The 12,902-nt window shown below is 38.1% G+C and carries 15 protein-coding genes; 5 read left to right on the top strand and 10 right to left on the bottom strand.

What is annotated here, in order from left to right:
- Positions 1–28: 28 nt before the first annotated feature.
- Genes H4O18_RS13035 through H4O18_RS13025 form a run of 3 tightly spaced genes read right to left on the bottom strand, consistent with a single transcriptional unit; the run spans position 29 to position 2,012 of the window.
- Complete coding sequence (locus H4O18_RS13035; protein ID WP_187585275.1) at positions 29–793, bottom strand: TIGR02757 family protein; 765 nt, start codon at positions 791–793, stop codon at positions 29–31.
- Positions 790–1,353: a CPBP family intramembrane glutamic endopeptidase gene (locus tag H4O18_RS13030; RefSeq protein WP_187585272.1), complete on the bottom strand. Its 564-nt coding sequence runs from the start codon at positions 1,351–1,353 to the stop codon at positions 790–792. The genes H4O18_RS13035 and H4O18_RS13030 overlap by 4 nt, the downstream gene beginning before the upstream one ends.
- Entirely contained in the window at positions 1,350–2,012 is a 663-nt protein-coding gene (locus H4O18_RS13025) for an ABC transporter ATP-binding protein (protein ID WP_187585270.1), read from the bottom strand. Before H4O18_RS13025 ends, H4O18_RS13030 begins: the two co-directional genes overlap by 4 nt.
- Before the next feature lie 276 nt (positions 2,013–2,288).
- Between H4O18_RS13025 and folE the strand changes: the two genes are divergently transcribed.
- The 5 genes from folE (at position 2,289) to H4O18_RS13000 (ending at position 5,999) form a co-directional block, all read left to right on the top strand.
- Positions 2,289–2,888, top strand: coding sequence for a GTP cyclohydrolase I FolE (gene folE / locus H4O18_RS13020; protein ID WP_187585268.1), 600 nt, complete (start codon positions 2,289–2,291; stop codon positions 2,886–2,888).
- A 77-nt stretch (positions 2,889–2,965) separates the two neighbouring features.
- On the top strand, positions 2,966–3,268 hold the full coding sequence (locus H4O18_RS13015) for a hypothetical protein (RefSeq protein ID WP_187585266.1): 303 nt from the start codon (positions 2,966–2,968) through the stop codon (positions 3,266–3,268).
- A gap of 118 nt (positions 3,269–3,386) precedes the next feature.
- Positions 3,387–4,607, top strand: a complete 1,221-nt coding sequence (locus H4O18_RS13010) for a sulfite oxidase (RefSeq protein ID WP_187585263.1) — start codon at positions 3,387–3,389, stop codon at positions 4,605–4,607.
- Positions 4,608–5,090: a monoheme cytochrome C gene (locus H4O18_RS13005; protein ID WP_187585261.1), complete on the top strand. Its 483-nt coding sequence runs from the start codon at positions 4,608–4,610 to the stop codon at positions 5,088–5,090.
- Positions 5,091–5,123: 33 nt separating this feature from the next.
- A complete protein-coding gene (locus H4O18_RS13000) occupies positions 5,124–5,999 on the top strand; it encodes a sterol desaturase family protein (RefSeq protein WP_187585259.1) in 876 nt (291 codons plus the stop codon).
- Between the two features lie 68 nt (positions 6,000–6,067).
- On the opposite strand, the gene H4O18_RS12995 is transcribed toward H4O18_RS13000, so the two are convergent.
- The 7 genes from H4O18_RS12995 to serC form a co-directional block, all read right to left on the bottom strand.
- The gene (locus H4O18_RS12995) at positions 6,068–8,350 is read right to left on the bottom strand and encodes a TonB-dependent receptor (RefSeq protein WP_187585257.1); all 2,283 of its coding nucleotides are present in this window, start codon (positions 8,348–8,350) and stop codon (positions 6,068–6,070) included.
- A 239-nt stretch (positions 8,351–8,589) separates the two neighbouring features.
- Positions 8,590–8,922 carry a hypothetical protein gene (locus H4O18_RS12990; RefSeq protein ID WP_187585255.1) on the bottom strand — a complete coding sequence of 111 codons (333 nt, stop codon included), beginning with the start codon at positions 8,920–8,922 and terminating at the stop codon, positions 8,590–8,592.
- A gap of 51 nt (positions 8,923–8,973) precedes the next feature.
- Positions 8,974–9,294: a DUF6787 family protein gene (locus H4O18_RS22210; RefSeq protein ID WP_246474257.1), complete on the bottom strand. Its 321-nt coding sequence runs from the start codon at positions 9,292–9,294 to the stop codon at positions 8,974–8,976.
- Between the two features lie 30 nt (positions 9,295–9,324).
- Positions 9,325–9,780 (bottom strand): DUF6146 family protein, encoded by a 456-nt coding sequence (locus H4O18_RS12985; RefSeq protein ID WP_187585253.1) that lies wholly within the window; start codon positions 9,778–9,780, stop codon positions 9,325–9,327.
- A gap of 145 nt (positions 9,781–9,925) precedes the next feature.
- Entirely contained in the window at positions 9,926–10,558 is a 633-nt protein-coding gene (locus H4O18_RS12980) for a DUF937 domain-containing protein (RefSeq protein ID WP_187585251.1), read from the bottom strand.
- An 85-nt stretch (positions 10,559–10,643) separates the two neighbouring features.
- Positions 10,644–11,594: a D-2-hydroxyacid dehydrogenase gene (locus H4O18_RS12975; protein WP_187585249.1), complete on the bottom strand. Its 951-nt coding sequence runs from the start codon at positions 11,592–11,594 to the stop codon at positions 10,644–10,646.
- Positions 11,595–11,746: 152 nt separating this feature from the next.
- Positions 11,747–12,811 carry a 3-phosphoserine/phosphohydroxythreonine transaminase gene (gene serC, locus H4O18_RS12970; protein ID WP_187585247.1) on the bottom strand — a complete coding sequence of 355 codons (1,065 nt, stop codon included), beginning with the start codon at positions 12,809–12,811 and terminating at the stop codon, positions 11,747–11,749.
- Positions 12,812–12,902: the final 91 nt, after the last annotated feature.

Raw genomic sequence — 12,902 nt, 5'->3', positions numbered from 1 at the left:
TGCAAGTTCAGGACTCAGGTCTAATTTATTAGAATTTTTCAAACACCCCCAAGCCAAATAATGCGAAATCGTACTTTACTGGGTCTTGGGGGTCTAATTTTCTAAGATTTGCATCCAGTTCAGCCAAGGCCTTTCCGTCATTTTGTTTACGTTGGATTAGGCCTAGTTTGCGTGCAACATTTCCGGAATGGACATCCAAGGGACACGACAGTTGCGAAGGTTTAATTTTATTCCAAATGCCAAAATCCACTCCGGTGTAATTATCTCTTACCATCCACCGTAAGAACATATTTATACGTTTGGCAGCAGATCCTTTAAGAGGGTCGGATACATGTTTTGTGGTCCTTGATAAATGGTCGAGTTCAAAGAATACTCTCTTGAAATGTGAGATGGAAGATTGCAGTGATGTTAAATCACTTTTCAGTGCGAGTAATTCCTCCAGACCGGTATGTTGCTTATAAATGTTATTCAAACTACGTATAAAGTAACTGAGGTCTTCGCTGTTGAAAGTTCTATGCACAAAGCCATGAAGTTTTTCAAGATCTTGCTCCTCATGGTTCATTACAAAGTCGAAAGGGGAGGAGTCCATCATTTCCATCATTCGTTCTGCATTGTTTATAATGCTTTTTCTGTTGCCCCAGGCAATGGTAGCGGTTAGAAAGCCGCTGATTTCTATGTCTTCCTTTTTTGTAAATCTATGTGGAATTTGGATAGGGTCCGTTGATAAAAAATCGGGTCGGTTATATTGTACAACCTTGGCATCCAAAAATTCTTTGAGTTCCTGCTGTGTCATTCCAAGGGGATATTTAAAAGTTTATAAAGAAGTAGTGGTGTAATTAGTATGGCATTATATGTGGCATGCAGACAAATAGACCACCTTAGTCCCAATTTAACACGAACATAACTTAAAAACGCACCTAAAATAAGCTGAGGAGCCACTAGAACCGGTGCAACATAATATATCTCTTTGGACATTTCAAAATTGGACAAATGAACCCCTGCAAACAAAAAAATGGAGAGGTACAGAATGTAATTGAAATATTTTTTGTTCTTGAACCAGATCAGCGGGCCTCTAAAAAGCGTTTCCTCAACTATTGGAGCAAGAACAACAGCCATAAAAAATAAGGAAATGACTGAATATTTCTCTAGAAAAGTCTCAATGGCATGCTCTCCAAGGTCAATGCCCAAAACCCCTATTAACCATTCATTAAATATGGCAACAACCAGGCTCAACATTATACCCCAAGCAAGGAGGGCTGAAACAATTTTTAGCTTTAAGGCATTATGGATATGGACCAATCTTATATAGACCGGAGCCTTTGTAAACCTCCATACTTTATAAAGTATTCTCATCGCGTTATGGAGCCGTCCACCATGGTCAGCTTTCTATCCGCCATATTGGCCAATTCCTCATTATGTGTGACAATAACAAAAGTTTGTCCAAATTTGTCCCTGAGATCAAAGAACAACTTATGAAGATTATCGGCACTTTCAGAATCCAAATTACCACTGGGTTCGTCAGCAAAAATAACGGAGGGGTTATTCACCAAGGCCCTGGCCACAGCTACCCGTTGTTGCTCTCCACCTGAAAGTTCATTAGGTTTATGTTGTAATCTATGTGAAAGTCCCAGGAACTCCAAAAGTTCTGCGGCCCGAGTTTCCGCTTTTTCTTTTTTGGTCCCTTTTATAAAAGCGGGGATACATACATTTTCCAAGGCGGTAAACTCCGGTAATAATTGATGGAATTGAAAAATAAATCCAATATGACTATTACGAAATTTGGCCATTGCCTTGTCCGAAAGTTTCGTTACGTCCTCTTCATTTATTAGAAGGGTGCTATCATTTTTATTGCTTTGGGTGTCCAATGTACCCAATATTTGTAAAAGGGTGGTTTTACCAGCGCCTGAGGGCCCTACAATGGATACTACCTCTCCTTTTTGAATGTGAAGGTCAACTCCTTTAAGTACCTGGAGTTTGCCGTAATATTTAGTGATATTTGTAGCCTTGATCATCGTTTTTAAATATGGGTTGAAAGTAAACATTAACGAGAAGAATACAAAATGGTTGTACTTGTCAAGGTCTTTTCCATATGGTTCCGATAATGATATTAACTTCCAATAAATTATTGGTTTAATTCGGATTTAATATTCTTTTTATAATTATACGTTAATTATTATATTGTAATTGCGACAAAATGAGTCCTCTTTATAAAAAGGAAATAGTAATTTAGTTTTTATTACAGTAGGGAAAAACGAACCGATTTAAAATAAATTTAGTACAAGGAATTTATGAAACAATATAAAAGTTTGGAAGAATATAATTTGGAAATTACCGATGAGGTTAAATCCAGATATTCATCGATTATTAAAGAAATTGGAGAGGACCTTACTAGGGACGGATTGGTAAAAACGCCTGAGAGGGCCGCGAAGGCAATGCTTTTTTTAACGCAAGGCTATAAACAGGATGCAGTAGAGATTCTCAAGGGTGCAATGTTTAAGGAGTCTTACGATGAGATGGTAATTATTAAGGATATTGAAGTGTATTCTTTGTGCGAGCACCATATGTTGCCCTTTTTCGGTAAGGCCCATATAGCCTATATTCCCAATGGCCATATTGTTGGTCTGAGCAAAATACCTAGGGTAGTCGATGTTTTTGCAAGGCGATTACAGGTTCAGGAAAGGTTGACCAATGATATCTTGGAATGTATTAACAATACCTTAAAACCACAAGGTGTGGCGGTCGTCATCGAGGCCTCCCATATGTGTATGATGATGAGAGGGGTGCAAAAGCAAAATTCGGTTACAACTACCTCAGGATTTAGAGGTCAGTTTGAAAAGATTGAAACCCGGAACGAGTTTTTAAAATTGATCAGTTCAAAATTATCATAATAAAATCCCGGATAAAGGAATCAATGTTTTGGCATTCTATTTGATTCAAAAGTCGTTGTAAATTATTAATTTTAATCATGTCCACATTAAAAGATCATAAACTTAGGAACCTATTTTTGGGATTGCTTTTTGATGCAATAGGAATGCTTTCTTTCGTTATTCCCGGTATTGGTGAATTTTCAGATATTATATGGGCACCAGTGGCCGGATGGCTAATGACCAAATTATACAAGGGAAAGATAGGACGTGCTGCAGGTGTAATTACCTTTGTAGAAGAAATGTTGCCCGGTCTGGACATTGTCCCAACCTTTACTATAATGTGGTTTTACACTTATATTTTCAAGTCCTTTAAAAAAGAAAAATTTATATCGATCAAGTAATTGGACTATCTGGCTTTAATAGAATGCGATAGGCCGATCTAAATTTATTTAGTAACTATTGTTACGAACAATTTCCGATATCTTTCTTAGATTTATCTTCTATTACAATTTAATTTAAATGGAAAGAAGAAATTTTGTCAAAAAAACCACCTTGGGTTCTTTGGCTGGAATATTGGGTATGGAAATTGTTTTTGGATCTAAAATACCAGAAAACTATACCTTATTGGGGCTTCAGGACCCAGACCCATTTCAAATGTTCAATAAGGATAAGGAAATGGTAGTTCTCAATAGCCAACCGTGGAATATGGAGGCCGTGGCCCATTTATTGGACGACAGGATAACACCTAATAAATATATGTTTATCCGAAACAATGGGTTGGTACCGGAAAATATCAATGTAAAGGAGTGGACAATTTCCTTTGACGGGGAATCGGTAAAAGAAAAGAAAACTTTTACCTTGGAAGAACTAAAATCAAAATTCACTCACCATACCTATCAACTTACCGTAGAATGTGGAGGAAATGGTAGGAGCGAATTTGATCCGCCAGCGAAAGGGAACCAATGGACTATTGGGGCCGTAGGATGTGCTTCGTGGACAGGGGTGCGTTTAAAGGATGTATTGAAAGAGGTTGGAATAAAGGATAATGCCTTATATATTGGCTATCATGCTGCAGACCAACACTTAAGTAGGGATCCTAAAAAAGAGCCTATTTCCAGGGGTGTACCTATGTCTAAAGCTTTGCAGGACGAAACATTGTTGGCTTTTAAAATGAACGGAGAGGATATTCCCCTGGTGCATGGATATCCATTGCGTTTGGTATGTGGCGGATGGCCGGCATCTACTTCCGGAAAATGGGTAAATAGGATCAGTATACGCAATATAGTACACGATGGAGAAAAAATGACAGGTACGTCCTATAAAGTTCCTTGTCACCCTGTGGCACCAGGAGAAGATGTTAAGGAGGAGGACATGTGTATTATAGAGTCCATGCCCATAAAATCTTTGATTACCTACCCCAAATCAGGAGCGATGATTCCAAAAGGTAAAAAACTTAATATTAGAGGTCATGCTTGGGCAGGGGAATTGGAAGTTGCCAAAGTCTCCTATTCGATCGATTTTGGGGCTACTTGGTCCGATTGTACATTGGAAAAGCCTATAAATAGGTTGGCATGGCAGCATTTCAAAGCTAGTATAGATTTTCCTAAAACGGGGTATTATGAGGTTTGGGCAAGAGCTATAGATTCTAAAGGAGTTAGTCAGCCTATGTTGTTGCCGGGATGGAACCCCAAAGGTTACCTGAATAATGCATGCCATAGAATTGCTGTAAAAGTTAGTTAAATGAACAAACAGGATAATTTTAGAAAGCAGGTCAAGTCCTTTTATAGCGTTTTAGTGGTTTCCTTCGTCATGGTTATGCTTATTGGGGTTTTGGGCATTATCTACATGATGGATCCATCTGCTTTTACACTTAAGGGAGATGAACCCAATTCTGAAGTAATTGGAGTATCCACCGAAGATGAAGATTGGGATAAGATCGAAAATGGCATTCATTTAAGAACTGGATTTAAGGACGGAGAAGGTTTAATGACCGTGGTTAATAATTGTACCAATTGTCATTCCGCCCAATTGGTGATACAGAACAGAATGAATGAAGAGCGATGGACAGAGACCATACGCTGGATGCAAAAAACTCAGAACTTATGGGATTTGGGAGATAACGAGAAGGTTATTATAAATTATTTGGTAACTAATTATCCTCCAACGAGTAAGGGAAGAAGAGAAGCACTGACTAATATAGAATGGTATCCATTAAAAGAGTAATAGGGTAGTGGGTCAATGTAAAGGAAATAAATCTTGGGAAAATATTTTGAAGCTTTCATTAATGCGTTTATAGGAACTGTGAATTGGACATGGAAGTCCATTGTATTCGAAGTACCCTGGTATACCAATTATTTTTGGGGTTTGATATTTATTTCCCTAGTGGTTTGGATGTTGGAAATTTTCTTTCCTTGGCGTAAAGAGCAATCTATTTTTAGAAGGGATTTTTGGCTGGACGGTTTTTATATGTTCTTTAATTTTTTCCTTTTTGCCATTGCAATAAGCGGCTTCTATAAGTTATTGGGATTACTATTTGGGGATTTGGGGATTAAGCAAAGTAGCTTGGCCATATTGGATATGTCACAATTTCCTTCCTGGGTGCAATTATTGATCTTCTTTTTAGTTTTGGATTTTGTCCAATGGTTTACCCATATTTTACTTCATAGATATAGGTTTTTATGGAAATTTCATCAAATACACCACAGTGTTAAGGAGATGGGTTTTGCCGCTCACTTAAGATATCATTGGATGGAAAACGTTTTGTACAAACCTTTAAAAACTTTTGGGGTAATGATTCTTGGGGGCTTTGAGCCGGAACAAGCTTATGTAGTCCATTTTTTCGCGATAGCCATTGGTCATTTTAACCATGCCAACATAAAAATTACTTGGGGCCCCTTAAAATATCTTTTAAACAATCCTGTAATGCACCTTTATCATCACGCGCACGATTTGCCGGATGGGAAATACGGCGTAAATTTTGGCATAAGCCTTAGTCTATGGGATTATATTTTTAAAACCAACTATATCCCGGAGGACAGTGGTACCATTGAATTAGGCTTTAAAGGAGATGAAAAGATTCCGAAATCTTTTTGGAAACAAATAACCTACGGCCTAAAAAGGTCTAAGCCGTAGGTATATCTATAATTGGAATAATCGTTGTGCCCAATTTAAAATAAAGACTCCACTTTGGCAAACGTCTTTTACAATAGAATGTTTAGACCTACAACAACCGATCTTCCCATATTAAAAATATCATCACTTTTTAGACGGGACAGATGGGCAATGTATTTTTTATCCAAAAGGTTGTTGGCACTAATGTTGATATTCATAGATTTTTTCAAAAATTGAATGTCCCCCCCTAAGCCGGCATTTAAAAGAGAGTATCCAGGGGTTACTGTTTCAAAAGTGCTTACTTTTCCCTGCTTAAAGTTAGTATTCAAGGAAACAAATGCATTGGATCTAAGCCACCATCCCTTAGCATTGTTAAACTCTACCCTCAAAGTATTGGTCAATTTATTGGCGGGTATCAAAGGTAAGGCATCACCGGTCTGCAATTCACCGAAGACCGTTTGGTAACTACTTTCTATATGCAGCCAATCATACGGATGGGGGTGTAAATGAAATCCAATTTCCCCTCCGTAAAGTGTGGCATCTTGTTGTAGATAGTTGTAAACAGGAGTTTCATCCATAAAGGTTCCACTGGGTGCTATGAAGATATAATCCTTTATACTGTTGCGAAAACCATTTAGAAAAAATTCATAATGTTCATTTTGAAATTCCAAAGCCAGATCAATTTGAAGGTTTTGTTCGTTCTTGAGGTCTGAATTTCCTATTTCAAACCTGTTGGTGCCCTCATGGCTACCATAGGAAGTTAGTTCTGCCAAATTGGGAGCCCGGAAACCTGTAGCAATATTGATTCTACCCGTGAATTGCTCTGAAATATTGTTCTTATATCCCACTGCGCCATTAAAGCTATTAAAATTTCGTTTTAAAGGGGCAATATATCCTTCATCCCCGCTAATACCGTAGGCCTTACCATCTATTTGCCTATGGTCATAGCGCAGTCCCACTTGAAAATCGTTGTTTTGGTCAAGGTGAAAATGTGTGGTTCCCAAAAATCCTATATCTTGGGTAGTTGCATCAGGAATTAAAATTTCTTCCCCAAAATTTCTATTGGTTTGATGAATGCCTTGTATACCTACTACGGTTTCAAACCTATTCCATTCAGGGAAGTGGTACAGCACATTATAATTAAAGGTGTTGAGGCTCATGTCCAAAGCTGCTTCCTCATGGCCTTCTTCTTCTTCTTCTTCTTCATGGGGTTCATGGTCTTCTTCACCTTCCTCATGATGATGGTGGTCCTCAAACTCCTTACGATTATTTCCAATATAACCCAAGGTGATGACCAAGTTAGAGTTGTTGAAGAATATTTTTGTATTGGAACTCAAAATATGGTTGTCCAATTTTTGATAAGGTAAATCGGGTGTTCTGGAGGTGGTCTGTAATCCTACCTCTTCGGGAATCCCTAAATTGGATTGATTGTAATTATACCTAAATTCACTTTTAAAGGAGGTTGCCTGGTAACCCAATCCCGCTTTTAAATCTTTTTCGTTAAATCTGGAATTGGTAACCCTATTGCCATCTCCTCCTAAATAATCCACATGGTTATTGGTTGCCAATCGCAGAAGGTATTTAAATCTTTCTCCTGAAGATCTTATACCAGCTCCACTGCTTATACCTTGAGTATTGCTGTTGTAGTTAAGGTTTATGTCTCCCTCCGTGCTATTAGGGGTGGCAAATTTTTCCGGGTTTAGATAAAGTACCCCCCCCATGGCGTCAGATCCATACAATAATGAAGCAGGCCCCTTAATTACTTCAACACTTTCTATTCCCGCTTCGTTTACTCCCAGACCATGTTCTGCCCCAAACTGCTGGTTTTCTAGCCTAATACCCTGGGTGTACACCAAAACACGGTTGGAAGTAAGCCCTCTGATTACTGGTTTCCCTATTCCCACACCGGTAGAAACTACATCCACCCCGGGAATGGATCCTATACCTTCCACAAGGGTAGGGGCTCCCTGGGTCTTAAGGGATGATAGCTTTGCAAACTCTACCTTCATAACGTTTTCACGTTGCAATTTGTGGAATGGGGTGGATACAATTACTTCTTCCATTTCAATGGCACTTGGAAGCAATGAAATATCCAGGGTATTGCTACCTTTTTCTATTGTGATATTGCCAGAAAAAGTTAAAAATCCGATATAAGAGGCCACTATTTTATAGGTCCCCGTTGGCAAAGCTTCAATTTTGTATTCCCCATCACTATTGGTAATACCACCCTTTTCCATTTGAGGAAAATATATGGTGACCTGTTCTAAGCCTTCTTGGTTCTCTTTATTAATTATTTTCCCCGATAGGGTATTTTGGGAATTTACTGATATATATGTCAAAATGCAGAGCATTGACAGAATTACATTTCTCATTTAATTTTTTTATAGATAAAGGCGGGAACTGCCTGATGGCAATTCACCTCCAAAGTATTGTTTAAAATTGCTTGATGTACTTATATGGTAAGGCTTTAAAACCTACAAATTCCTATAGCTTATGATGTAATACGGCGTATCAACATCTATTTATGTAATGGGCCACCTCTTTATTGCTATAGAGTTTTATGGGCACACAATGTGTATGTCCATGAATATATAAGTCGCGTAAAAAAGTATTAGATGGCCGATGGAGGTCCCCTTCTTGAGAAATGTAGCTTTTGATACTTGCTTAAAAAATTATAAAAGTTTACAATTTTTTTTGATTTAGGTATTTCTGAAAATGTTCTGAATTCTTGTTGTAGATAAGTATAATAGGGTGTGATGTTGAATTTATGATAATCGCAATCCAATTCTACCTCATGTATATGTAGCTTACCTTTTTCTTTACAAATAAAGGTATGGTGCTCAAAGATGGCATGATTCAATTTTATTACTGAAGGAAGTAATATTAAACCGACCAAGAGGGCAGCAATAAAAGAAAATAGGATATTTCTTAAATTTATCTTCACTCTTCAAATCTAGTGGTATGCCAGCAAAATGTTTGTTAAGAAAAATATAATTTATTTAAGCATGAAGCCCAATCCCAAACGGCTTAACATCTTTTTTTCAAATTCCCAAAAGAATTTGAATTGGCCAAATAACCACCCGTATATAACCAATAGGAATTGATATATGGGGAAAATCAATAAAATCCGAAAGAATAAATAAATTAGACCGCCCCAAATAAAATCGGGAGAAAAGTTGTCCCTATTCAATCCTAACCAATTAAGAAAGGGTTTGGCAGCATAAACTGCCGATGAACCTGTAATGGAGAATACTATAAAAATTATCGTTAGCTGCAAATTAGAGCTTACTCCCCAACGTTGTTTTAATTTCTTCATACATTAATAAATCACCACAAAGATAACTTTTTATACGCGAGGAACAAATGGCCCCAATCTTTGATTGTATTTACGCTGGAAATAAATAAAGTAATTATATAGTTTATAATTTACCTCATATCCATAATCTGTATTGGGGTCATAATCGATTTGCAATTCATAAAGATTGGAATTGTATCTATACGGTTGCCTCGCCCTTTGGTTCCACTCCAGGACATAAATTCTGTTTCTATTCTCCAGATAGGATTGGGAATAAAATCCTTCGGGCTTGGCAATGCTCTGCAGCCAAAAGTCGAATCCAGGTTCTATTATAATAATTTCATATTCTGTTTTATCATCCTTGATGGCTATGGTGTCTCCCTGGGTTTGGGAAAAAGCCGCCTTTTCGTCATCCGTAATGGAAATCGCTTTCTTGGAACTGCTACAATTGGCCAAGGACATAATAAACAGGATAAGAATGCCGATAGTGAAAATATTCTTCTTCATTGTATATATTTTTTCAATGGAACTTATTGGAAAGCGAAAAATCAATGCGTTTTGTTTGCACTGTATTTTTTCAGCTTTCTATTTATAAGATACAAAAAAAGCCATTTGGTTAGCAAATGGCTTTTCATAAAATATGTTAAATCTGTTATTTTCCAAAAAGCCCGCCGAGCAAGCCTCCCAGACCACCTTTCTTTTTGCTGGTTCCCATGACCATTCCTGCAACATCATCCAAAACACTCCCATCACCATCGGCATCCAATAGTGTTGTAATTAAGCTCTGATTCTGTTGTGGCTGTCCGCCTAACATACTGCCTAATAAACCATTTAGGCCATTGGCATCATTTACATTGCTTTGGGCCTTTTGTTTTCCCAAATACGCCATTACCAATGGAGCCGCAATTTTTAGTATATCGGACACTGCATCTGCATCCAATCCCGATTTTTGACTTAAAGCATTCTCTACATTGGCTTGTTTTCCTCCAAAGACATGTCCAAGGATTCCGGCACCATCTGCCATAACAGACTGATCTACGCCACCTCCGAATAGACCTCCCAGGTTATCCAATAATCCACCATCGTGTTTGGACGATAGGGCACTCATTAGGCCTTCGGCTCCTTTTGGTGAAGAAACGTTTTTTTTCATGGCACCTAAAAGTAATGGCATGGCCATACTTAATACGTCTGCTGTTTTGTTTTCCGGTTGTCCCGTTTGACCAGCAACCCCACTTATTAATTGTTTACCTAATGGGCTGCTTAATAAATCCAATAATCCTGACATTTTTATAGTTATTACGGTTAGAAACTAATTTTCTTCAAGGTACAAAAAAAAGAGTTTAAAACAGGGAGGTATCACCACTGTACAATTATTTGTAAAGATCTATAATCTGGGATGCAAGATCCAATCCGATCCGATCTTGCGCCTCCTCCGTGGCGGCGCCAATATGGGGACTTAGAGAAATGTCCGGATGCATTAAAATGCGTAATTCCGGGATAGGTTCGGATTCATAAACATCCAAGCCGGCAAAGGCTACCTTCCCGCTTTCCAAGGCATCAACAAGGGCAACCTCATCCAATATGCCTCCACGGGCAGCATTAACGATACCAACGCCATCCTTCATTAACGCAAACTCTCTTTTACCGATGATATATGATTTTTGTGCAGGAACGTGTAAACTAATAAAATCTGCCGTTTTCAACAAGTTTTCCAATGGGGTGCTACTAAGATCAAAAGAAATTGATCGGTTATCAAAAAAAGGTACGGTCACGGTGGCCTCATCCAAAAAAGGATCGGTGAAAATAACTTTCATTCCTATTCCCAAGGCTATTCTTGCAGTAGCCACACCAATTCTTCCAAATCCAATAATACCTAGAGTTTTACCTCTCAGTTCAATGCCTTTGGCATAGGCATTTTTGAGTTTTTTAAAATTACTGTCTCCTTCCAAAGGCATGTTCCTATTGGCATCGTGTAAAAATCTCACCCCGCTGAACAAGTGGGCAAAGACCAATTCAGCAACTGAGGAAGATGAGGCTTCTGGAGTATTGATTACATGTAAACCCTTGGATTTGGCGTAGTCCACATCTATGTTATCCATTCCAACTCCACCTCGCCCTATTATTTTTAAAGTAGGACAAGCATCTATAACCTCTTTGGTGACTTTCGTAGAACTTCTAACCAATAGTACCGAAACCTTATTTTGGTTAATATAGGTAACCAGTTGTTCTTGGGCCACATTGACTGCCAGAACTTCGAAACCGGCATTTTCCAAGGTCTCCTTCCCACTTTTTGATATTCCGTCGTTTGCTAAAATTTTCATTATACAGTCTAATTGTTAAATTCTAAATATTAAGTAATGGAATTAAATTGACCGCGATTGAAAATCTTGGTGACTATTTTATAGATATGCTATATACCTTCTCAATTTAACCAAAATTGGCCGGTAAAAACAGACTTCCATTACCTCCTTTATTATGCTTTCCTCTCCAATTCGCTCATTACGTCTACCAAGGTACCAACACTTTCCAACGAAAGGGCATTATACATAGAGGCTCTATAACCACCAACGGAACGATGTCCATTTAATCCACTTATACCTGCTTCCTTACACATCCCATCAAATACATCTTTCAGCTTTTCTTCGGCCAAGGTGAAGGTGGCGTTCATATTGGAACGGTCCTCTTTATGTGCGTATCCTTTAAACAAAGGATTCAAATCTATTTCTGAGTACAGTAGCTGTGCTTTCTTTTCGTTTATCTCTTCTATGGCAGGAATTCCACCTAGGTTTTTTAGCCATTCCAGGGTTAACATGGAAACATAAACAGGAAAAACCGCAGGAGTATTAAACATGCTTTCCTTATCTATATGCACCTTATAATCCAACATGGACGGGATTTTTCTGGTTACCTTGCCCAGAATATCTTCTTTTATGACCACCAATGTAGTTCCTGCTGGCCCCATGTTCTTTTGTGCCCCGGCATAAATAAGGTCAAACTGGGAGAAATCCAATTGTCTGGAAAATATGTCCGAACTCATATCGCAAACCAATGTGGTACTTGTTTTTGGAAATTTCTTTATTTGTGTTCCAAAAATGGTATTATTGGAGGTAAGGTGCAGGTAATCCAGGTCATTGGGAATGGTATAACCTTTAGGGATATAGCTAAAATTCTCGTCTTTGGATGAGCCAACCTCAATTACCTCTCCAAAAAGTTTAGCTTCCTTAACGGCCTTATCCGCCCAGGTACCGGTATTGAGATATCCAGCTTTTTTTTCCAATAGATTATAGGCTACCATTAAAAATTCCAAGCTAGCGCCTCCCTGTAAGAATAAAGCTTGATAGCCCTTTCCTTCCAAATCCAATAACTCCAGGGCCAAAGACCTGGCTTTATCCATAACGGCTACAAAATCTTTACTTCTATGTGAAATTTCAATAAGGGAAAGTCCCAAACCATTAAAATCCAATACGGCTTCAGAAGCTTTTATGATTACTTCCTGTGGCAATATACAAGGGCCGGCACTAAAATTATGTTTTTTCATTTATCTCTTTTTAAGGTTGTTCAAAGATTAATTTTTATCTCTGGGGTATTAAAATAATTATTGCGATACTTTGGTGATAATTATCTTAATT

This window comes from Arenibacter arenosicollis (assembly GCF_014397245.1).
In the GTDB taxonomy this organism is placed as follows: domain Bacteria; phylum Bacteroidota; class Bacteroidia; order Flavobacteriales; family Flavobacteriaceae; genus Arenibacter; species Arenibacter arenosicollis.
Note: the sequence above shows the minus strand (reverse complement) of the source record. Positions and strands in the feature narration are given on the sequence as shown.

Bases quoted from the DNA above. Each gene is read 5' to 3' on its own strand.
- H4O18_RS13035 (WP_187585275.1), bottom strand. From the start codon at position 793: ATGACACAGCAGGAACTCAAAGAATTTTTGGATGCCAAGGTTGTACAA.
- H4O18_RS13030 (WP_187585272.1), bottom strand. From the start codon at position 1,353: ATGAGAATACTTTATAAAGTATGGAGGTTTACAAAGGCTCCGGTCTAT.
- H4O18_RS13025 (WP_187585270.1), bottom strand. From the start codon at position 2,012: ATGATCAAGGCTACAAATATCACTAAATATTACGGCAAACTCCAGGTA.
- folE (WP_187585268.1), top strand. From the start codon at position 2,289: ATGAAACAATATAAAAGTTTGGAAGAATATAATTTGGAAATTACCGAT.
- H4O18_RS13015 (WP_187585266.1), top strand. From the start codon at position 2,966: ATGTCCACATTAAAAGATCATAAACTTAGGAACCTATTTTTGGGATTG.
- H4O18_RS13010 (WP_187585263.1), top strand. From the start codon at position 3,387: ATGGAAAGAAGAAATTTTGTCAAAAAAACCACCTTGGGTTCTTTGGCT.
- H4O18_RS13005 (WP_187585261.1), top strand. From the start codon at position 4,608: ATGAACAAACAGGATAATTTTAGAAAGCAGGTCAAGTCCTTTTATAGC.
- H4O18_RS12995 (WP_187585257.1), bottom strand. From the start codon at position 8,350: ATGAGAAATGTAATTCTGTCAATGCTCTGCATTTTGACATATATATCA.
- H4O18_RS22210 (WP_246474257.1), bottom strand. From the start codon at position 9,294: ATGAAGAAATTAAAACAACGTTGGGGAGTAAGCTCTAATTTGCAGCTA.
- H4O18_RS12985 (WP_187585253.1), bottom strand. From the start codon at position 9,780: ATGAAGAAGAATATTTTCACTATCGGCATTCTTATCCTGTTTATTATG.
- H4O18_RS12980 (WP_187585251.1), bottom strand. From the start codon at position 10,558: ATGTCAGGATTATTGGATTTATTAAGCAGCCCATTAGGTAAACAATTA.
- H4O18_RS12975 (WP_187585249.1), bottom strand. From the start codon at position 11,594: ATGAAAATTTTAGCAAACGACGGAATATCAAAAAGTGGGAAGGAGACC.
- serC (WP_187585247.1), bottom strand. From the start codon at position 12,811: ATGAAAAAACATAATTTTAGTGCCGGCCCTTGTATATTGCCACAGGAA.